This window comes from Bacillus sp. AP8 (assembly GCF_000321185.1).
GTDB lineage: Bacteria > Bacillota > Bacilli > Bacillales > DSM-1321 > Bacillus_AD > Bacillus_AD massilioanorexius.
In genome coordinates, this window is record NZ_CAPG01000056.1 from 49,506 (window position 1) to 70,192 (window position 20,687).

General features: G+C 34.9%; 19 protein-coding genes. 1 reads left to right on the forward strand and 18 read right to left on the reverse strand.

Annotation, left to right across the window (positions count from 1 at the left end; genetic code table 11):
- Positions 1-66: 66 nt before the first annotated feature.
- The 5 genes from BN349_RS14315 to hprK all read right to left on the reverse strand — a co-directional run bounded on the left by BN349_RS14315 (position 67) and on the right by hprK (position 4,454).
- Entirely contained in the window at positions 67-606 is a 540-nt protein-coding gene (locus BN349_RS14315; protein WP_019243013.1) for an acyltransferase, read from the reverse strand.
- Complete coding sequence (gene ppaX, locus BN349_RS14320) at positions 569-1,249, reverse strand: pyrophosphatase PpaX (RefSeq protein ID WP_026089321.1); 681 nt, start codon at positions 1,247-1,249, stop codon at positions 569-571. Before ppaX ends, BN349_RS14315 begins: the two co-directional genes overlap by 38 nt.
- Complete coding sequence (locus tag BN349_RS14325) at positions 1,245-2,192, reverse strand: nucleoside recognition domain-containing protein (protein ID WP_019243015.1); 948 nt, start codon at positions 2,190-2,192, stop codon at positions 1,245-1,247. The genes ppaX and BN349_RS14325 overlap by 5 nt, the downstream gene beginning before the upstream one ends.
- Positions 2,193-2,673: 481 nt before the next feature.
- A complete protein-coding gene (gene lgt, locus BN349_RS14330; protein ID WP_019243016.1) occupies positions 2,674-3,486 on the reverse strand; it encodes a prolipoprotein diacylglyceryl transferase in 813 nt (270 codons plus the stop codon).
- A gap of 32 nt (positions 3,487-3,518) precedes the next feature.
- Positions 3,519-4,454 carry an HPr(Ser) kinase/phosphatase gene (gene hprK / locus BN349_RS14335; protein WP_019243017.1) on the reverse strand — a complete coding sequence of 312 codons (936 nt, stop codon included), beginning with the start codon at positions 4,452-4,454 and terminating at the stop codon, positions 3,519-3,521.
- A 378-nt stretch (positions 4,455-4,832) separates the two neighbouring features.
- On the opposite strand from hprK, the gene BN349_RS14340 reads away from it, so the two are divergent.
- Positions 4,833-5,540, forward strand: a complete 708-nt coding sequence (locus BN349_RS14340; protein WP_019243018.1) for an N-acetylmuramoyl-L-alanine amidase — start codon at positions 4,833-4,835, stop codon at positions 5,538-5,540.
- A gap of 285 nt (positions 5,541-5,825) precedes the next feature.
- On the opposite strand, the gene BN349_RS14345 is transcribed toward BN349_RS14340, so the two are convergent.
- The 13 genes from BN349_RS14345 to BN349_RS14410 all read right to left on the reverse strand — a co-directional run bounded on the left by BN349_RS14345 (position 5,826) and on the right by BN349_RS14410 (position 20,568).
- Positions 5,826-6,917 carry a DUF4097 family beta strand repeat-containing protein gene (locus BN349_RS14345; protein WP_019243019.1) on the reverse strand — a complete coding sequence of 364 codons (1,092 nt, stop codon included), beginning with the start codon at positions 6,915-6,917 and terminating at the stop codon, positions 5,826-5,828.
- A gap of 138 nt (positions 6,918-7,055) precedes the next feature.
- Positions 7,056-7,364 carry a DUF4870 domain-containing protein gene (locus tag BN349_RS14350; RefSeq protein ID WP_019243020.1) on the reverse strand — a complete coding sequence of 103 codons (309 nt, stop codon included), beginning with the start codon at positions 7,362-7,364 and terminating at the stop codon, positions 7,056-7,058.
- A gap of 390 nt (positions 7,365-7,754) precedes the next feature.
- A complete protein-coding gene (gene uvrA, locus BN349_RS14355) occupies positions 7,755-10,622 on the reverse strand; it encodes an excinuclease ABC subunit UvrA (RefSeq protein WP_019243021.1) in 2,868 nt (955 codons plus the stop codon).
- Positions 10,623-10,629: 7 nt separating this feature from the next.
- On the reverse strand, positions 10,630-12,606 hold the full coding sequence (gene uvrB / locus BN349_RS14360) for an excinuclease ABC subunit UvrB (protein WP_019243022.1): 1,977 nt from the start codon (positions 12,604-12,606) through the stop codon (positions 10,630-10,632).
- Positions 12,607-13,129: 523 nt separating this feature from the next.
- A complete protein-coding gene (locus tag BN349_RS14365) occupies positions 13,130-13,372 on the reverse strand; it encodes a CsbA family protein (RefSeq protein ID WP_019243023.1) in 243 nt (80 codons plus the stop codon).
- Between the two features lie 92 nt (positions 13,373-13,464).
- Positions 13,465-14,703 (reverse strand): sensor histidine kinase, encoded by a 1,239-nt coding sequence (locus tag BN349_RS14370; protein WP_019243024.1) that lies wholly within the window; start codon positions 14,701-14,703, stop codon positions 13,465-13,467.
- Between the two features lie 10 nt (positions 14,704-14,713).
- Positions 14,714-15,385: a response regulator transcription factor gene (locus BN349_RS14375; protein ID WP_019243025.1), complete on the reverse strand. Its 672-nt coding sequence runs from the start codon at positions 15,383-15,385 to the stop codon at positions 14,714-14,716.
- A 155-nt stretch (positions 15,386-15,540) separates the two neighbouring features.
- Complete coding sequence (locus BN349_RS14380) at positions 15,541-16,095, reverse strand: TVP38/TMEM64 family protein (RefSeq protein ID WP_019243026.1); 555 nt, start codon at positions 16,093-16,095, stop codon at positions 15,541-15,543.
- Positions 16,096-16,498: 403 nt separating this feature from the next.
- Positions 16,499-17,305, reverse strand: a complete 807-nt coding sequence (locus BN349_RS14385; RefSeq protein ID WP_019243027.1) for an SDR family NAD(P)-dependent oxidoreductase — start codon at positions 17,303-17,305, stop codon at positions 16,499-16,501.
- Between the two features lie 23 nt (positions 17,306-17,328).
- A complete protein-coding gene (locus BN349_RS14390) occupies positions 17,329-17,754 on the reverse strand; it encodes a MarR family winged helix-turn-helix transcriptional regulator (RefSeq protein WP_019243028.1) in 426 nt (141 codons plus the stop codon).
- 115 nt (positions 17,755-17,869) lie between these two features.
- Positions 17,870-18,625 carry an SDR family NAD(P)-dependent oxidoreductase gene (locus BN349_RS14395; protein ID WP_019243029.1) on the reverse strand — a complete coding sequence of 252 codons (756 nt, stop codon included), beginning with the start codon at positions 18,623-18,625 and terminating at the stop codon, positions 17,870-17,872.
- A 271-nt stretch (positions 18,626-18,896) separates the two neighbouring features.
- Complete coding sequence (locus BN349_RS14400) at positions 18,897-19,373, reverse strand: GNAT family N-acetyltransferase (RefSeq protein ID WP_019243030.1); 477 nt, start codon at positions 19,371-19,373, stop codon at positions 18,897-18,899.
- Between the two features lie 748 nt (positions 19,374-20,121).
- Positions 20,122-20,568 (reverse strand): DUF2500 domain-containing protein, encoded by a 447-nt coding sequence (locus tag BN349_RS14410; RefSeq protein ID WP_019243032.1) that lies wholly within the window; start codon positions 20,566-20,568, stop codon positions 20,122-20,124.
- Positions 20,569-20,687 lie beyond the last annotated feature (119 nt).

The window sequence follows — 20,687 nt, forward strand, 5'->3', positions numbered from 1 at the left end:
ATATTTAAAAACAACAATCTTTTACAAAACTGTCTTTTGAGAAGATCAACACTGATATTGAATTGTTTAAGAGCCCACGTTCACACCATAGATAGGATCGTCTTTCCAGCGTTCTTCTAATTGCTCTTTCGTATATACAATCGTCATTGGATTGCCCCCCACGAATGAACCTGCAGGTACATCTTTATGAACAACCGTACCAGCAGAAACAATAGCACCATCACCAATAATAACACCAGGAAGAATAGTCGTGTTTGCTCCAATCATAACTTCATTACCAATTTGCACTTTACCTAAGCGATATTCTTTAATTAAATATTCATGTGCGAGTATCGTGGTATTGTATCCAATCACCGTATTACGACCGACAGAAATCTTTTCTGGAAACATCACATCTAGCATGACCATTAATGCAAACGATGTTTGATCTCCAACCTTCATACCCAAAAATGTACGATAAAGCCAATTCTTCATTCCGAGAAATGGTGTATATCTAGCCATTTGTATAACGATAAAATTACGAACAACCTTCCAAAAAGGAACTGTTTTATATACATGCCATAATGAATTAGCACCCTCTACCTGATATCGTTTGGTTCTCCTCATAATCATCAACCTTTAATATTTGTAATAAGTCTTTCATATTATCTAGCATAAAATCTGGACCAAATGAGTTTAAGTACTCTTTCCCCTTAAGTGTCCAAGCTACTCCTGCAGTAAGCGTACCGGCATTCTTACCTGCTAGTATATCATGATGATTATCTCCAACCATAATGGTTTCCTCTGTTTTAGAATGTAATTTTTCTAATGCTAAAAAAATAGGTTCTGGATCAGGTTTAGCGTGCTGTACATCATCAATGGTAATGACAACATCAAAGAAAGACTCAAGTCTCCCTAGCTTTAAACCTTTTAATACCACTTCTCTTATTTTCGTTGTAACTATAGCCATTTTATATCCAGCTGCTTTTAATGCAACAATCGTTTCATAAACTCCTTCGAATTCTTTTACTAACCTATCATGATTCTTCCAATTATGTTCACGATAATGAGCCACCATCTCTACAGCCTGATTTTCATCGATCGAACGAAAAGCCTCTTCTAAAGGAGGACCCATAAATTGCAGAATATCTTCCTTTTTATATTTGTTAGGATAGTAATGATTTAACGTATCAGTAAATGAAGCAATAATCAAATCATTCGTATTTAGGAGAGTCCCATCTAAATCGAATAACAAAGTATTGATGCTAATGTCCATAAGTTGCTTCCTTCCTTTTATTCATATCTGCTCTTCTCCATGCATAAGCCACAAGCATGGTGAGCAGTATGGCTACAATCAGTCGTATAAGTAATAAATAAATGACAGGTATACCAAGCGGTATAAAAATAATCGTATCTTCAACAACAGCATGGCAAGCTACTAGAAAGATAATTGCTAATGTGGCATCCTTTCTACTAACTCCATCTTCTCGAACAGCTTGAATCATTACTCCTGCTCCATATGCAAGTCCGAAAACAAGTCCTGAAAGCAAAGTAAAAGAGGTGTTTTCGCTCATCCCTAATGACCTAGTAACCGGTCCCATTCGTTTTGAAATAGCATCCATCCATCGTAAATCTTTCATAATTTGAATACAAAACATTAAAGGAATAACGATAATAGCTAATTGAAGAATGCCCATCGCCGCTTTTTCTGCTGATAAAAGGATCATTTCAAAAACCCCATTTGGATGAGCCTGATTCATTTGAGCAAATCCGTATTTCGCTATTTCATCTCCACCTGACCAAACAATATTAATAATAATAGCTGATATAAATGCCAAGCCGTATCTAACTAATAAAACGACCCATAACCTCACGCCAACGCTTAAAGCTACACTTGTTTCAATGAAAATATTATGAGCGAATGACAGCATGACAGCAATAATGAATACCTCTTTTACTGTCAAATCTAATGATAGTATTCCACCAATTCCAGCATATAAATTCAAAAAATTCCCTAATACAAGTGGAACAGCCGCTTCTCCTGGCAATCCAAAGACTTTCATAACTGGTGATATAAAATCAACAATCTTTTGCAAGACAGGAGTAAACCCTAGCAGAGTGATAATAAACGTAATAGGAAATATCACCTTCCCTAATACCCATGTTGTTTTAAACCCCGATAATATCCCTTTTTTCCACGAAATTTTTTTCATAAGCAATCCCCCTCATTAAAACGCAAGCTCCTAAATTTGTCATAACAAACTTTAGGTAAATCACTTAGTATATTGCTTTGCCCTTTGGTTTTTCACAAACTGTTGCCTATTAACAAGTAGTGAATAAAGATTGAGTTCAGCTTCAGGAGGATACTCGCTTTCCGCGAGAGTCTCGCACCTTACGTTCCAATCGACTTTTTTGCTCATTTTATTCACTGAACATATTTAAATACAAAATTTTTTTGAAAACAGTTTTCCTTTTTAATCCCTATAAGTTAATGCCTGTTAGAGCTTTCTATAGTACTTTTTATACTTTCCATAAGAAACAAATCTCATTTAGCAACGATGCTAAATCTATAAATCAAAATGTAAATCTATAAATTATTTAAATTTTTAGTCAATAAAAGACATATATCCTTCTCAACAAATCATTATGAAGCAATTGATTTGTTGAGAAGGATTATAAAATCACTCGACGCTATTATAAATCTAAATATCGGTCCTTACTATACCCTTTCACACGACGAACAATTAATAGAATAATCGCTCCTACAACTAAAACAATGGAGATAACTTGTGCCATACGTAGACTTTCAGTCAACATTAAACTATCCGTTCTTAGTCCTTCAATAAAGAAGCGACCAATACTATACCAGATCACATAGGATAGGAACAATTCTCCACGTCTTAAATTTACTTTACGCAATAGAAGGAGAAGTATGACTCCAGCAAAATTCCATAAAGATTCATACAAGAATGTCGGATGATAATAGGAACCATCAATATACATTTGATTGATAATCCACTCAGGAATATATAAATTTTCTAAAAATTGACGACTTACTTCATCACCAAAAGCTTCTTGGTTAATAAAGTTTCCCCATCGCCCAATCGCTTGACCTAATAGTATACTCGGTGCTGCAATATCAGCAATCTTCCAAAAGGATAGCTTATTAATGCGACAAAATACAATTGCCGTCAATACAGCCCCAATTAAAGCTCCATGAATCGCAATACCACCATTCCAAATCTTAATGATATCTCCTGGATTTTGTGAATAGTAGTCCCATTGAAATATCACATAATAAATACGCGCACAAATAATAGAAATCGGTACGGCATATAATATCATATCTAAAAACTTTTCTTTCTTTATTCCCCTTTTTTCCGACTCTCTTAAGGCTAATAATAAGCCAAGCAATAAGCCTGTACCAATAATAACTCCGTACCAGTGAACCGAGAACGAACCGATTTCAATGGCAATTGGATTAATAGGTTCTATATGTTTGTCCATGTAATATCCTCTCTTCCTTTCCCCTAATCAACTTATAATCCTTCGTGATCTCGCTCATCAATAACTTCAGATAATTTACTTGAGAATTGTTGTGCTGCATTCATTCCCATTCGTTTAAGTCGGAAATTCATAGCAGCTACTTCAATAATAACAGCTAAATTTCGTCCAGGACGTACTGGTACTGTTAAACGGGGAATCTCTGTATCAATAATTCTTTGCTTCTCATCATCTAAACCTAAGCGATCATAATGCTTATTTTTTTCCCATAGCTCTAGATTAATTATTAATGAAATTTTCTTGTGGCTTAAAACAGATCCTGCACCGAATAATGTCATAACATTTATAATACCTAATCCTCTAATCTCCAATAAATGCTCAATTAATTCTGGTGCTCCACCTACAAGTGTAGACTGATCCTCTTGACGTATTTCAACACAATCATCTGCCACTAATCGATGACCTCTCTTTACAAGTTCAAGTGCTGTTTCACTTTTACCTACGCCACTTTTCCCTGTAATTAATACACCTACTCCATAAATATCCACTAATACACCATGAACGGCTGTAGTTGGAGCCAGCTTGCTTTCTAAATAATTTGTAATGTGACTAAATAATCGAGTGGTAGTCATCGAGGAACGTAGAACAGGTACAGATTCACGTTCTGAAGCTTCAATTAACTCAGGTGGAACCTCCTGCCCTCTTGTAATAATAATACCTGGAGTAATATCTTTACAAAGCATATCCATTCGATCTTTTCTTTCCGATTTACTAAGCTTATTAAAGAATGTTAACTCTGTTTTTCCTAATAATTGCATTCTCTCAGCTGGATAATATTCATAAAATCCTGCAATTTCAATTCCTGGACGTGATAAATCGCTTGTTGAGATTGGTTTACTAATCCCTTCTTCACCACTTATCAATTCCATCTTAAACTTTTCATATATATCTTTCGTACGTACTTTCGCCAATTTAAATCCTCCTTTAACCATGTAAAGAGTGCTTTTTTAGTTTAGCACTTTTTGTGCAAACTAAAAAATTCCAAATTTCTTATGTATATAGGTGACACTTAGATGTAACGAAGCTCTCACTGATTTGACAATTAGAGCTGAATCTTGAGAAGAACCATAATGAAGGACTTCTTTAACTATCATCATTCATTTCACCATATTTACTAGTATAAACAAATTATTTATAAAGTGAAACTTCCATTCATAAGACACTTTTATCTACGCTGAAAATCATAATAAATTTTTCTAAAGAGGAATGGAAAGTTTCTATAGCTGTCCCGCTCCTTTTTGTACAAGCATTCATATCATATTACGACAAGCAATAAGGGAGGGAAAAAAATGAAAGTAGTATTAGATGCTGGCCACGGATATCATACACCAGGAAAAAGAAGTCCTGATGGATTAAAGGAATATGAAATAAATCGTGCCATAGCCGCATATACGAAAGCAGCTATATTGACCTATCAAAATGTTAATGTTATCTACACTCATAATGATAAACATGATGTACCTTTAAAAACCAGGACCGACCAAGCCAATTTAATACAAGCCACCTGCTTTATATCCATTCATGCTAACGCTTCAGGAGATGGAAATACATGGAATGATGCAAACGGTATTGAAACATTTATTCATAATCATGCAAGTAAAAGATCATTATCACTTGCTGAAAAAATCCAAACGAATCTTATTATCGCCACTGGATTAAAGGATCGTGGAGTGAGAACTTCTAATTTCCACGTACTTCGTGAAACAAAAATGGCAGCAGTATTAATTGAATGTGGTTTTATGACCAATTCAGACGAGATCAAATTATTACGTTCAGAAACATATAGGAAGGCATGTGGAGAGGCTATTGCTAAAGCCATAGCTGAAGAGTATGAGTTAAAAAAGTTTCCTGAACCACCAACGATTAACGAACCACTAAAAGGCATCTACAAAGTACAAATAGGAGCTTATAAAAACAAACAACATGCAGAAATATTAGCAAACAAGCTACGAAAACAAGGATATGATCCTTTTATTATTTACCAAAATCAAAAATAAAGGCCTGTTGCAAATGAAAATAAACAGTAGTGCGTATTGACTAAATTCTGCTCTAGGACACTCGTTTGAATCAACCAACCGTTGATCAGATAGTTTTTTGTCAACTCTATTAGCAATGTCTCTTAGCCAATGAGTGGAGCTTAGTTAGGAGATTTATTTCTTTCGATTAGCTTTTTTCCTTAATGAGCCAAACAGACATTTTACATTGAATACTTTCGTTTCATGCAAATAGGCGTAAGTGAAACCATTCACTCACGCCCATTTTGTTTGCTATCATAAGGGTTCTTATTTTTGAAGAACAGACACACTTCCTGTTCTAGAATCCACATATACCTTCAGGTCTTCATTTTGCTCGTTATCAAACTTCATAAATTTTTGAACAACCTCTTTTTTCTCATCAATGATTTTCATACCTTGGACATCGACATGTAAGCCTCCTAAATTAGATCGTGCTTCCCCAACAACGATTATATTTTGAGGCACTGTAATAGCAATTGATCCTGAAGTAGATTTTGCATGGATATTTTTTGCTTTTTCATTGAAATCTTTTACATAAATTCCCCCATTAAAAGTTTCAATTTCAGCATATTCGAATGTTCCTTTACTATTCACAGAACCATTAATCGTTTCACAATCGAATTTATCTATATGAATATCATTTAGATCAATATTCCCATTCGCTGTCTCAACACTAGCTGATTTACTAACAATATGATCTAATGTAATTTTTCCATTCGCTGTTTTCGCTTTAAATTGTTCAACTTGTAATTGACTAGCTGCAATTGTACCATTGAAAAGACGCAAACGAACTTTTTCATATTGTGATGACGGTACATAGATTTTGCTATGAACTCTTATCCATTTTTGGCCCACTATATAATATAATTTCGAATCCTTCACATCAAACGTGATCTCGTCTAGTAACATTTTACGAGCTTCCGTTTGATCTTCCGTACGATATACCTTTGCTTCACATTCTATTTTCACACCAGGTTGATCCCAAGATACAACTTCTACATTTCCATTTGCTACTTCAATATTGATTTCATCAAACGTCGATGATTGATCATGAAAAATATGATTAATTTCAGTATGTTTAGTAAAGTTTAAATCTAAATCTTTTACTTTTGTAAAGATATTATCCACAAAATCTAAAATCATGTCTTTCGCTGAAGCTACTTTTTTCTCTGTTTTTTGTTCTTTTTTCTCTTCTTCATCTAAAACAACAACCGTTGATAGCTCCGTAATCATTTCTTTTTCTTTTTCTTGATTATGCTGTTTCTCTTGCTCTAGTAATTCTAATAAAGTTAATGCTTCACTTGCAGTGATTTTTCCTTCCTCAACTAAACTAAGTATTCTTTTTTTCTCTTCATTCATTTTTTATTCCTCCATTCAATTTATCCTTAAACTTTTATACGACAATAACTGATTTTCTATCCAATAATAAAAATTTTAATTATTTTTAATATACACACTTTTTTGTGTGAGGTGAGGTGAACAAAACCTAACCTTAACCTACTTAACTAATAGTTTAACTCCTCTAACAATATTCCAAATAAAAATAACTATGTTCAAAATCAAAAATAAAGCCATAAATATTAAAAATACTGCCGGGAACTCAGATGATTGCCCTACATCATAAATGAAAGCTCCAATTAGAAAAGGTATGTATAATGCCGGGATAATATGCGAAATCAAACTCGATTTGGCATGTTTTTTAACAAAAGAATCATCACTAACAAAATAAATAATAATCGGAACAATTAACGGGGCAAAAAACACACTAAAATAACTGAGTGCTGAAATCACTTTATTTGTCTCCATGTGTAACCCTCTCCTCTTTTCACACCTTATAGTTTTAATACGATTATTCCTTAAATAGGTTTCAAGAAAAAATACCTTTCTATTTCCATCCTTCGACTTCTTAAAACGACAATGTATGTAATCATTGCGATTATTTCCTAAGAAATATCACATTTATTGTAAATATTTAACAAAGGCATTTCGACATTGAAGCATATTTTTCTATTCTTCTATGTAATTTGCAAAAAAAGAGGGTGTGCCAAAGTTTATTTGTTGGCGAACACCCTCTTATACAATACTTCATTATATCAGGGTACAATCTACATCTTACCCTTTTTAAAAGATCTAAAACCAAAGTATTCTCAATAAGAATTCATGACTGTTAATATATGAAAACAATCTGGATTCGTTCTATACATTCGCTTTCTCTTTCACTAAATCGTTCATTCTTTTACGATCACGTTCTAAAATAGGCTTTAAGTATCTTGCCGTATGAGAAGCTTCCTCTTCGATTATTTCCTCAGGTGTCCCTGTAGCAATAATCGTTCCTCCTTTTGCTCCACCCTCTGGTCCTAAATCAATGATATAATCTGCTGCTTTAATTACATCTAGATTATGTTCAATGACTAATACTGTATCTCCATTTTCAACCAGACGCTGTAAAACGACTAATAATCTTGATATATCATCAACATGTAAACCAGTTGTAGGTTCATCTAATATATACAAAGAGCGTCCGTTTGAACGTCGATGTAATTCTGCTGCCAACTTTACACGCTGTGCTTCGCCACCAGATAAAGTCGTAGCTGGCTGCCCTAATGTAATATATCCTAACCCTACATCATAGATTGTTTGTAGTTTACGACTGATTTTCGGAATATTTTCGAAGAAATCCACCGCATCTTCAACCGTCATATCTAGAATATCAGCAATATTTTTGCCTTTATATTTTACTTCCAGCGTTTCACGATTATATCGCTTACCATGACAGACCTCACATGGAACATAGACATCTGGCAGGAAATGCATCTCTATTTTAATGATTCCATCACCACGACAAGCTTCACAACGGCCACCCTTAACATTAAAGCTAAAGCGTCCTTTCTTATAGCCTCGCACCTTTGCTTCATTCGTTGAAGCAAATACATCTCTTATATCATCAAAAACACTGGTGTACGTAGCTGGATTCGATCTTGGCGTTCTTCCTATTGGTGATTGATCAATATCTATAACTTTATCTAAATGATCAACACCCTTGATTTCCTTAAACTGTCCTGGTTTCGCTTTTGCTTTATGCAATTTCTGCGCTAATGATTTATGAAGAATTTCATTAACAAGCGTACTTTTTCCTGAACCAGATACGCCAGTAACAGCAATAAATGTGCCTAAAGGGAATTTTACATTCACATTTTTCAAATTATTTTCTTTTGCACCTTTAATTTCAATAAAACGTCCATCTGACTTTCTTCGTTCATCAGGAAGCGGAATAAACTTTTTACCAGATAAATATTGTCCAGTTAAAGAATTCTCATCATTCATGACATATTCTGGAGTTCCTTCAGAAATGATTGTTCCACCATGAATACCAGCTCCTGGGCCAACATCGATTAAATAATCGGCTGCTAACATCGTATCTTCGTCATGCTCCACGACTATCAACGTATTTCCAATGTCACGCATATTCTTCAACGTACTAATTAATCGGTCATTGTCTCGTTGATGTAACCCGATTGAGGGTTCATCTAAAATGTAAAGTACGCCTGTTAATCGAGAACCAATTTGAGTAGCTAATCGAATTCGTTGTGCTTCTCCACCTGAAAGCGTTCCAGCCGCTCTGCTCAAAGTTAAATACTCCAAGCCAACATTTGCAAGGAACCCTAATCTTTCTTTTATTTCTCTAAGAATCAAGTTCGCAATTTGCATTTCTTTCTCAGTTAAATCTAGATTATCAAACCATTTATATGCATCTTCAATAGAAAGTGAGGTAATTTTCCCGATATGATCTCCATTAATCAATACAGAAAGAGCTTCTTTCTTTAAGCGATACCCCTTACAAGTAGGACAAGAATGCTCACCCATATATTTTTCCATTTGTTCTCGAACATAATCTGAAGAAGTTTCTTTGTAACGTCGCTCTACGTTTCGAATAACTCCTTCAAATTCGATATGATTTTCTCTAACTTGACCGAATTCATTTTCATAACGGAAATAAATTTTTTCTTTCCCTGATCCGTACAAAATCTTATCCATTAGTGAAGGCGGAATATCTTTAACGGGCATATCCATATCAATACCATAATGATCCGCTACTGCCTGAAGTAAAGTTGGATAATACTGTGAGCTTGTTGGCTCCCATGGTGCAATCGCATGTTCTCGTAAACTTACGTTTTTATTTGGGATGACTAAATCAAGATCTACCTCTAACTTTGATCCTAAACCATCACAATCTGGACAAGCTCCAAATGGACTATTAAAGGAAAACATTCTCGGCTCTAGATCTTCGATAGAAAACCCACATAATGGGCAAGCATGATGTTCGCTAAAAAGCAACTCTTCCTGACCAATTATCTCAATAATGACCTTACCTTCACCTAACTTTAACGCACTTTCTAATGAATCGGATAATCGCGCTTCAATTCCTTCTTTTAATACAATACGGTCAATAATGACTTCAATGTCATGCTTTTTATTTTTTTCAAGTTCAATATCGTCTCCAATATCATAGATTTCTCCATCTACTCGAACACGAACATAACCTTGTTTCTTGATATCTTCCAAAACCTTTGCATGTGTTCCTTTTCTTCCAGATACAACTGGAGCCAATACTTGCAGTCTTGTTTTTTCTGGATATTCAACAATTCGATCTACCATTTGTTCGATTGTTTGAGAAGAAATCTCTATATTATGATTTGGACATGTCGGTCTACCGACACGAGCATATAAAAGACGTAAATAATCATAAATTTCTGTTACAGTCCCTACTGTTGAACGAGGATTACGGCTGGTTGTTTTTTGATCAATCGAAATAGCTGGTGATAACCCTTCAATCGTATCTACGTCTGGTTTATCCATTTGCCCTAAAAACTGCCGAGCATAAGCAGATAATGATTCCACATATCGTCGTTGGCCTTCTGCATATATCGTATCAAAAGCAAGAGATGACTTACCTGATCCAGATAATCCCGTTAATACAACCAATTTATCTCTTGGAATTGTGACATCAATATTTTTTAAGTTATGGACCCTTGCTCCTTTTATTTCTATTTTATCCATTGCCATTTTCTTGTCATCCTTCCAGTTTCAACTCTAATATTAAATCACGCAGCTCAGCAGCTCGCTCGAAATTCAATGCTTTGGCTGCTTCCTTCATTTCTTTTTCCATATTTGTGATTACTTTTTCACGTTCTTTTTTACTTAATTTATCTAATCTAATAGCTGGTTCATTGCTTTCTTGCTCATCAACCGTCTGTGTAGCCTTAATAACATCTCGTATATCTTTTTGAATCGTTGTAGGTGTGATTCCATGCTTTTCATTATATGCTTCCTGAATCATACGACGTCGTTTCGTTTCACTGATTGCGAGCTCCATTGAATTGGTAATCTTATCAGCATACATAATGACATGACCATGTTCATTTCTGGCTGCCCTACCAATCGTTTGAATTAACGATCGTTCCGAACGTAAGAATCCTTCTTTATCAGCATCTAAAATGGCAATCAACGAAACTTCTGGAATATCTAAACCTTCTCTCAGTAGATTAATTCCTACTAAAACATCATATTTTCCTAAGCGAAGTTCACGAATAATTTCAATTCGTTCCAATGTCTTCACTTCTGAATGTAAATATTGCACCTTAATACCAATTTCTTTTAAATAATCCGTTAAATCCTCAGACATTTTCTTCGTTAATGTTGTAATAAGAACGCGTTCATTCCGTTTCACGCGATCTTGAATCTCTCCAATCAAATCATCAATTTGACCTTGAATTGGTCGAATATCTATCGTTGGATCAAGCAATCCTGTAGGTCGAATAATCTGTTCAATCATTTCCGGACAATGCTCTAATTCATATGGGCCAGGTGTAGCTGATACAAAAATAGCCTGACCTACCTTTTCCTCAAACTCATCAAATCGTAATGGTCGATTATCCATAGCTGACGGAAGACGGAAACCGTGGTCAACAAGAACTTGTTTACGCGCTTGGTCACCATTAAACATACCTCTGATTTGGGGCAGCGTAACATGGGACTCATCAATAACAAGTAAAAAGTCTTTTGGAAAGTAATCCAATAATGTATATGGTGTTGAACCAGGTGGTCTTAATGTCAAATGTCTTGAATAGTTTTCAATTCCAGAACAGAAGCCCATTTCTCTCATCATTTCTAAATCATAGCGAGTACGTTGCTCAATCCGTTGAGCTTCTAATAATTTACCCTGTTCTTTAAATACAACAAGCTGTTCTTCTAACTCTTTCTCAATATTTTCAATAGCTACCTTCATCTTTTCTTCACGAGTAACGAAGTGAGATGCTGGGAATATAGCTACGTGTTCACGTTCTCCAAGTACTTCTCCTGTTAGTGCGTCTACTTCGCGAATCCGATCAATTTCATCACCAAAAAATTCAATTCTAATACAGTGCTCATCTCGAGACGCTGGAAATATTTCTACAACATCACCACGTACTCGAAATGTACCACGCTTAAAATCGATATCATTCCTTGCATATTGAACATCTACAAGCTTATGTAATAGTTTATTTCTTTCTATCTCCATCCCAGTTCGTAAGGAAACGACTAGCTCTCGATATTCTTCTGGAGACCCTAAACCATAAATACAAGATACGCTGGCAATAATGATGACATCATTCCGTTCAAATAAAGAAGATGTAGCAGAGTGACGTAGTTTATCAATTTCATCATTGATGCTTGCATCTTTTTCTATAAATGTGTCTGTTTGAGGGACATATGCTTCTGGCTGATAATAATCATAATAACTGACAAAGTATTCCACTGCGTTATTTGGGAAAAACTCCTTAAATTCACTATACAATTGCCCAGCTAATGTTTTATTATGCGCAATAACTAACGTTGGTTTATTTACTTCTTTAATAACATTTGAAACAGTGAACGTTTTCCCTGTTCCTGTTGCTCCTAACAAAGTTTGAAGTTTCTTTCCAGATTGTATTTCTTTTACTAACGTTTGGATAGCTTGAGGCTGATCTCCTTGTGGAGAATATTTTGAAACTAATTGAAATTCATTCATGAAAACGGGCCTCCTACTTTGTATTCCTATTTATCTTTGACGAACAAAATAATATATAGACATTCTACCACAAACAACTAAAGTCTAACCATCAAAAGCGAACATTTATTCGATAAAAGTAATTAGAAGAATGCTAAAGTTCCATTTTCTAGTTCATAGCATCAGTAGGGAATCTCATTTCATCCGCACTACTTATTCAAAAGTTCTAGAAAGCAGCTTTTACTTAAACAAGGGTCCGTTGATTCCTATTATCAATTTCAACCTTACACGAGCATTTTTAACCTTACAAACCAAAAAGAGGATGTTCCAAAAGCTATGCTTTTATAGGACACCCTCTTGCATTATAATCTTATGTTTATGTTCATTTTTTAAGTGAAATCCGAGAGACTCACGCGGAAAGAGCAGATTAATGCCCCACTTTAACAATACTCTCTTAAAAAGAGGCAAGAACAGTAAAAATACGTTACAAAGTCATAAAAATTATGGATTTAAAGCGAAAAGGGATCTTAAAAGAGATTAATCATCACTTTTGAGACAGCCCCTGACGTGTATTATGTTTAATAAAGCGAATGGATAACCATAGACCAAACGTTAAAGAAATGGCATCAAGAATAATGAATGTCCATGTATCTGTATAACCTGCATATGCAGATGCGGCAATTAAAGCTACCGAAAGTGACAAACCGACGAAGTGATTATAAGTGACTCTTGTGAAAACATAGACTAACAAAGCTGGTAATGTCATAGCAGCTAGAATCCAAGTCATCTCTTCATCTCCTTACTTCCATAAAAAGTATATTATTTAAACATTGTAGCATAACTACATTTTGTTTTGCTTACATCATACGCTACTATTGGTTATTTTGGAAATGTTATTCTAAAAATCGTACCTTTCCCTTCTTCACTATTCACTTTAATTTTCCCTTGATGCTGTTCTACAATCCATTTCGCGATAGACAACCCCAACCCTGTACCTTCTGGCACCGAGCGAGATTTTTCACCTTGGAAAAAGCGATCGAAGACATAAGGTATATCCTTTTTGCTTATACCTATTCCATTATCTGCAACCGATAACTCAACACCATTATTCACTTTTCTACAAATAACATTAATTTCCCCATGTTCTGTTGTGAACTTTAAGGCATTATCTAAAAGTATAACAACAAGCTGATGGATTCTTTCAATATCTCCGAACATCTCAATTGGCTCATCACATTTGATAATAATTTTTTTCTCCTGTAATTCCGCTAGCTCTTTATAAGGTGCAATTACTTCTTGTATCGCCTCATTGAGTCGAAACTTTTCTTTCTTTATATCTAATCTATTCGTATCGGTCCGTGCTAATAACAATAAGTTACTAACTAGCTTTGATAATCTTCTCGTTTCTTTCGAAATAACGGATATATCAACAGCCTTTGCTTCAATCGTATCCTTTGGAGAACGCAGTAAGAGGTCCGCTCGCGACTGTATAACAGCTAATGGTGTACGAAGCTCATGAGAAGCGTCGGAAACAAATTGTTTCTGTTTAGTCAAGGCTTCATTAATTGGAACAAGCGCCACTCCTGCTAAATAAAAGCCAGCTACAATAGCCAAAATGCCTCCTACCATCGTACCTAATGCTAAAAGCGCTCCTACCCGCTGCAACATTTCCTGTTCTGAATTTACATTACGCAATAACTGTACGGTAAAATCTCCATAATCAGTTGAGAATTTGGCTGAGATACTACGAAAATAATAGCCATGTGAACTTTTTTCTTCAATTTCATGCTGACGGATAGGTCGAAAATCTTTTGGATTAGAAGAGAACAGAAAGCCTTCGTCGTCTATTTGCACTAACTTTTTCTTATCGTCCCAAATTAATACCTGTACACGAGGATCTTGAATAAAAGTAGGCTTTGTGATACTTGCTTCCAAAGGTATATATTGATTCTCTACTAGAGTTTCATACTGATGAAGCAAATCTTTTAAATCATCATCAGAATCACTATACAATAGTACTTGCATATAAGAATATACAGACGCAGCTATCGCCCCGATGATTAGTATCAAAATAATAGAATTTTGCATCGCTAGTCTAATACGCGTCTTTTCAAACATTCGACTACTCCTATTCCTTTTTAAGCATATAGCCTATTCCACGAACTGTCTTAATATCTTTGTCATATCCAAACGGTTCAAGCTTCTTCCTTAGATGATGTGTAAATACTTCTACAACACCTATTGTTGTATCTGAATCATAACCCCAAATACGGTCATATATCTGTTCTCTTGTCAGAATAGATCCTACGTTTCCAATGAAAAACTCAAGTAAATCATATTGCTTTAACGTTAACTTAACAGGCTCTCCATCAATTAATATATCATTTTCTTTTCCTCGTAATTCGATTCCTTTATAACGAATTGTCTGGTCATTAGTGAAATTCCCACTTCTTCTTAATAAAGCTCGAACTCTTGCGACCAATTCTGGCGCTTGAAATGGTTTGACTAAATAATCATCTGCACCAATATCCAAGCCCTTTACTCGATCCTCTAAGGAATCCCGAGCCGTCAGAAACATCACAGGTGTTTCGATATTTTCTCTACGTAATTTTCTTAAAATTTCAAAGCCATCCATACCTGGTAGCATAACATCTAATATAATTGCATCATAAATATTTTGTTGAGCAAGAAAATAGCCATCCTCACCATTTGAAGCGATATCGACTGTAAAGCTCTTTTCTAAAATACCTTTTATCGAATGTAATAGCGATTCATGATCTTCTACTACTAATATTTTCATTATCCGTAACCCCTAATTTTAGATTTACATTAAAAATTATATCGTATTTTTTAGCAGATTGTAAAAAAGGTAGAAAGCAAATAATAAGAATATTAAGAACGAATGATAACATAATGGAAGTAGTTGTGAGTGCTTGCAATGAAAAACATATGCTTCTAGCTCTTAAGTAAAACATATTTTTTTCTTACATATAGGATTACAAGTACAACCAAAGAAGTAATCACTAGAATCAACTGAGCCTTCCATCCTAAATTCAACACTTGGCTGACAGCAAAGGCTTCTATAAATAAGGCTGGTATTTTTCCGATAGTGCTGGCAATAGAATAGCTTACAATCCCCATACCACTACTTGCACCAGCTAAAGTAACCAATCCTGAAGGTGCAAATGGGAATAGTCTTAAAGCAAGTATCAAAAGAAAGGCTTCAATTCCCTTTGCTTCCTGCAGCCGTAAAATAAATTTATTTCGACTTATAACTGAAAGCTTATCAACACCTTTACGATATAGATAAAAACTAACAATAGCTCCAATTGCCTCTCCAGCAATTGAGATATATAAACCTTGCTCAAATCCAAAAAAGGCAATATTGGCAGCCGTAACGAAAACACTCGGTAGAACTCCCACAATACTCACTAATATACTAATAATGATACTAATCCAAACAGCCCATTCTGGATGCTCAACAAATATTCCAATCAAAGATTGCTCCATTGCACTCTCCTAATAGTTTCAAAGTAAGCTCATTTTTACCGCTAATGAAAGAAGTAAGAATGATTATAGAACAAGTTTTTTAAATTCATATTAAAAGGCAGTTTTCGCAAACTTTGTTGACTATGAACAAGTTGAGAATATAGACTGAGTTGCATTCCGCTCCAGGTTGCTCGCTTTCCGCGGGGCGGGCAGTGAACTTCCCCGGCACATAGTGTCTATGAGGTCTCACCTGTCCCGCTGCTCCCGCAGGAGTCTCGCACCTTACGCTCTACCCGGCCTTTTTATGCTATTTTTATCCAATAAACTCATATAAAAACAACAATCTTTTAGAAAACAGCCTATTAAAAAACCCCGTTTTAAGTTATTTTAACCTAAAACGGGGCTTTAAAATAAAAGAATTCTCTTATTTTTGAACTTGTTTCATAAAGTTGCTGAAATCTGCAATACTTGGGTTAGCCATATAGTGGCCACCTTCAACTTGAATCGTTTGTCCAGTAATGAATTTTGATTCGTCAGAGGCTAAAAAGACAACTGTATGTCCAATATCCTCTGCTTCTCCATGATAAGGAAGAGCGTTGAACTTTTCAAAAATCGCTAATACTTCAGCTGGCATGTTCTGTTTAGCGGCAGGAGTTAAAATTAACCCTGGTGCCACTGCATTTACACGGATTTTATCTTTTCCATATTGTGCTGCGATATATTTTGTTAAATTCACTACAGCTGCCTTTGATGCACCGTAAGCAGATCTTATGGAATCTCCTGCAAATGCTGCCATTGAAGCAGTATTAATAATGGATCCACCACCTGCTTTAATCATATGCGGAATGGCAAAACGACAACCTAATAAAACACTTTTGGCATTAACATTCATTAGACGATCCCACTCATCCAAATCAATATTAACGGCATCTAAATCTTTTTGTAGATTTGTTAATCCAACATTATTATATAAAACGTTAATTGTACCGTATTCTGCTACAGTAAATTCAACTGCTTCTTTAATAGAATCTTCTTTAGAAGCATCTAAAAAGATACCAACTGCTTCTCCACCAAGACTTTTAATGTTTTCAGCCGCTTCTTTTGCACCTTCAACATTAAAATCTGCTAGAACAACCTTAGCACCTTCTTTAGCTAAAAGTTGTGCAGTAGACAAACCTATCCCTGAAGCTGCACCTGTTACAAGTGCTACTTTATTTTGAACGCGTCCCATCTTCTCTCCCCCTAATACAACCTTTATACATCCATGTTGTTAACAAGCTTCTCGTAAATCGCTAAAAATCGCTTTAGCTCATCTTCACTTAAAACTTGAAATAACTCAGCATGTAAGGCATGTCCCTTTGTTTCAGATTCCTGTAATACTTGTCTACCTTTATCGGTGATTTTCATTATTACTGAACGACGGTCATTTTGATCGTATATACGTTCAGCAAGTTCTTGAACAATTAATTTATTTGCAATATTTGTTAATGCCCCTGGTGTATAGCCTAATGTATGAGCTAATTCCGTTTGCTTTTGTGGACCTTTATGTTTAAGTTCCGCCAATACAAGTATTGGTGAAATCCCTAAATTATGGTTCGTAGCCTTCGTCCACTTAAATATCGCTTGATTGTTATATTGCTGCATGATTCTAATTAATTTCAGTGTGTCTGTTCCTTCCACTATTTCCACCCCAAAGAAAAAACCATCCCATTTATTTAATCGTATGAATATCTTTACTGCTAGTTAACAGCCTATAACCGAAGGGAAATAAGTTCCTGACGATTATAAATAGAAATTATCGTAATTTAATTGCTCCACCATCAACCATGATAGTTTGACCAGTAATATAGTCAGAGTCTTCACTACCTAAGAATACAGCTACACGTCCTAGATCACTTTCAAGTTCTCCAAGTCTTCTTAAAGGAATTCTTGAAAGCATTGCATTGTAATCTTCTGGTGCTGCTTGAGCCCATTGTTGAATACCAGGTGAGTTTGCAATTGGAGAAATAATATTTACATTAATACCGTAAGGTCCAAATTCATCTGCCGCTACACGCGAGATACCACGAATGGCTTCTTTTGCTGCTGCATAAGATGCTTGTTTTGGATTACCATTAATACCTGCTCCAGATGCAAAGTTAATGATTTTACCTTTTGTTTCTTTTAAGTAAGGTAATGCTGCTTGCATGAAATAGAAAGTTGGATAGAAACCTGTATTAAATGACAAGTCTAGCATTTCTTGAGTTGTTTCTTCGAAAGGTGCTTGTTTAGAAGCGTGTGCATTGTTAATTAGAATATCTAGTTTACCTAATTTTGCTACTACTTCGTCTACAATTCCTTTTAATTTATTATGTTCCATAAGGTTTGCTTGTATAAAAATCGATTCCGGTGAATGCGCTTGCAATTCTTTAATTGTTTGTTCACCAGCTTCAGCATTTACGTCAATGATGGCTACTTTTGCTCCTTCTTTAACATAAGCCATAGCCATACCTTTACCAATTCCGCCTGCTCCACCAGTAATAATTGCTACTTTATCTTGTAATCTTTTCATTTTAACATCCCCCTCATGCATGTAGTTTATCACTATATATTTTAATAATAAAATATATTGCTCAAACATTATTAAAATAGTGAAAATATTGTTATTTGTGATATTTATCACAAATAATATGTCTGACTAAAGCAATTCAACATAGCAGCGAAAGCCCAAAAGCATACCGTAGCTAAATAGATTATTTTGTACAACACTATACTTTTTACCCCATAGGAAAAGGCTTCAAACGGAAGAATTCTTCACGTCTAAAGCCTTAATATATAATTTACTATAATAATTTTTGTTGTGGAGTATTTGTTTCATCTAATACCATTACTAATCCACTTATTACTCCACTATTATCAATGTCACCATTTAAATTGAAACCAAACTGTTCGTAAAGCTTTTGTGCGATTTTATTATCAGGAGAAATACTTAAATAAATTTTTTCACACTGATATCGTTTCTTAATGTAATCAATTAACATCGGAAGAGTTCTTTTCCCATATCCTTTCCCTTGCTGTTTTTGATCAATCATAAAACGGTCAAGCCATACATCTCCATTACTAATATCCTTACCACACATTGCATATCCAATGATAGTGTCATCATCATACAAAGCTAGAGATTGCCACTGCGGTTCGAATCTTGATTGTGCCAATGAAAATGAATTACTTTCAATAAAATCCTTCTGTTGTTCATCAACTGATAAAAGGGCTACTTCAACCCAATTGTCAGCAGTCACCTCACAAATTCGGAGGCTCATAATTCCACTTCGCTTTCTTTTTTTATGGTACTTTTTTTATTTGTTCATTGTGCTATTACCCTCATCTACTAAACTAGATTATTTAAAGGAACCAAATGAACTACTTATATTATCTGCTACAATTTACGTTAATGCAAATACATAGATTATCTTCCATTTTGGAAATGCCACCTAACACGTCAATGCAAATAGGCCATCCAAGCTTGAATGACCTTTTATGTTAACTGATTATGAGTTGACTCTTTTATTCGCAAAATATGCCTCAAGCAGAACCTGAAAACCAATTGTAAAAATAAAAATTAACCATAAAAATTTCCACCCAACCAAAAATCCAATGGCAAGGAAAATACCGATTAAAAAAATCCATAGTGCACCAGAAAGATTCCGTATACTGCCATTCGTTTGTATTCTTTTTCATCAGTAGGATCAAAACTCGCTTTATAATAATCTGCCCAGACATTTGGTTTTAATCGGTTCTTTTCTGTTAGACCTAGAAAAACGAATAAACAAACAGATGGAATAACGAAAGGAATTAAGGTTGAAACAGGCGTAAATATTGGCTCATTATGAAACTCTATTACTTAGCGAAATGAATGATATACATATGCCAGATGTTAATACAGCTGTTGCAATAGTAGATAGTAATGCTCGAAATGGCTTCATAGCATAAAAGTATTGGTTTCCTGAGTAAGACCTAAAAAGACAAAGCCTGCCATACTAATAACAGCAAACGGAAACAGTGATGATATTATTCAGATGTCACATGATAGCGACTAAACCCTAAAAATCTAGTTCCTTGATATTCTAGCTCTCCTTGATCTTTTTCAATGAGTTGCCCATATTCTGTTCCCTTAACTTGAAACTCTAAACGCTCTCCTTGTGGTAATTGAAAAGTTACATAATAATCATTGTACGCACGCGTCTCACCACCACCACGGATACTTGTTCTTTTTCCCACAACTATCGCTTCTTCTTTCACTATAGGTTGTTTATTATTTTGGTTCCAAGTAGAAACACTTTGTATAATGGATTTAATAATAAGAAAAAAAACAATAAAAGCAATGAGAGCAATAAAAATTGGAATAATCGTAAATAAAGCATCTCCTGAACCGCTAAACATAAACTCATCCATACGATCAAAAAATGAAGGCTCTTCTTCATACATAATAAGCTCATTGTTATTATATTCTGTCATAAAACCCCTCCTCAGCCTGTTTTCATTATATACGTAATTATTTAACAGAAGTTTCAAAACATTCATCCCTTTAACCGAACACGAAAGAAGCTGTCTAAAAAGTGATGCTACGCATTTTG

Bases quoted from the DNA above. Each gene is read 5' to 3' on its own strand.
- uvrA (WP_019243021.1), bottom strand. From the start codon at position 10,622: ATGGCAATGGATAAAATAGAAATAAAAGGAGCAAGGGTCCATAACTTA.
- BN349_RS14400 (WP_019243030.1), bottom strand. From the start codon at position 19,373: ATGAGCCTCCGAATTTGTGAGGTGACTGCTGACAATTGGGTTGAAGTA.
- BN349_RS14370 (WP_019243024.1), bottom strand. From the start codon at position 14,703: ATGTTTGAAAAGACGCGTATTAGACTAGCGATGCAAAATTCTATTATT.
- BN349_RS14340 (WP_019243018.1), top strand. From the start codon at position 4,833: ATGAAAGTAGTATTAGATGCTGGCCACGGATATCATACACCAGGAAAA.
- BN349_RS14365 (WP_019243023.1), bottom strand. From the start codon at position 13,372: ATGACTTGGATTCTAGCTGCTATGACATTACCAGCTTTGTTAGTCTAT.
- BN349_RS14345 (WP_019243019.1), bottom strand. From the start codon at position 6,917: ATGAATGAAGAGAAAAAAAGAATACTTAGTTTAGTTGAGGAAGGAAAA.
- BN349_RS14350 (WP_019243020.1), bottom strand. From the start codon at position 7,364: ATGGAGACAAATAAAGTGATTTCAGCACTCAGTTATTTTAGTGTGTTT.
- BN349_RS14380 (WP_019243026.1), bottom strand. From the start codon at position 16,095: ATGGAGCAATCTTTGATTGGAATATTTGTTGAGCATCCAGAATGGGCT.
- BN349_RS14325 (WP_019243015.1), bottom strand. From the start codon at position 2,192: ATGAAAAAAATTTCGTGGAAAAAAGGGATATTATCGGGGTTTAAAACA.
- BN349_RS14410 (WP_019243032.1), bottom strand. From the start codon at position 20,568: ATGACAGAATATAATAACAATGAGCTTATTATGTATGAAGAAGAGCCT.
- BN349_RS14385 (WP_019243027.1), bottom strand. From the start codon at position 17,305: ATGGGACGCGTTCAAAATAAAGTAGCACTTGTAACAGGTGCAGCTTCA.
- BN349_RS14395 (WP_019243029.1), bottom strand. From the start codon at position 18,625: ATGAAAAGATTACAAGATAAAGTAGCAATTATTACTGGTGGAGCAGGC.
- uvrB (WP_019243022.1), bottom strand. From the start codon at position 12,606: ATGAATGAATTTCAATTAGTTTCAAAATATTCTCCACAAGGAGATCAG.
- BN349_RS14315 (WP_019243013.1), bottom strand. From the start codon at position 606: ATGAGGAGAACCAAACGATATCAGGTAGAGGGTGCTAATTCATTATGG.
- BN349_RS14375 (WP_019243025.1), bottom strand. From the start codon at position 15,385: ATGAAAATATTAGTAGTAGAAGATCATGAATCGCTATTACATTCGATA.
- lgt (WP_019243016.1), bottom strand. From the start codon at position 3,486: ATGGACAAACATATAGAACCTATTAATCCAATTGCCATTGAAATCGGT.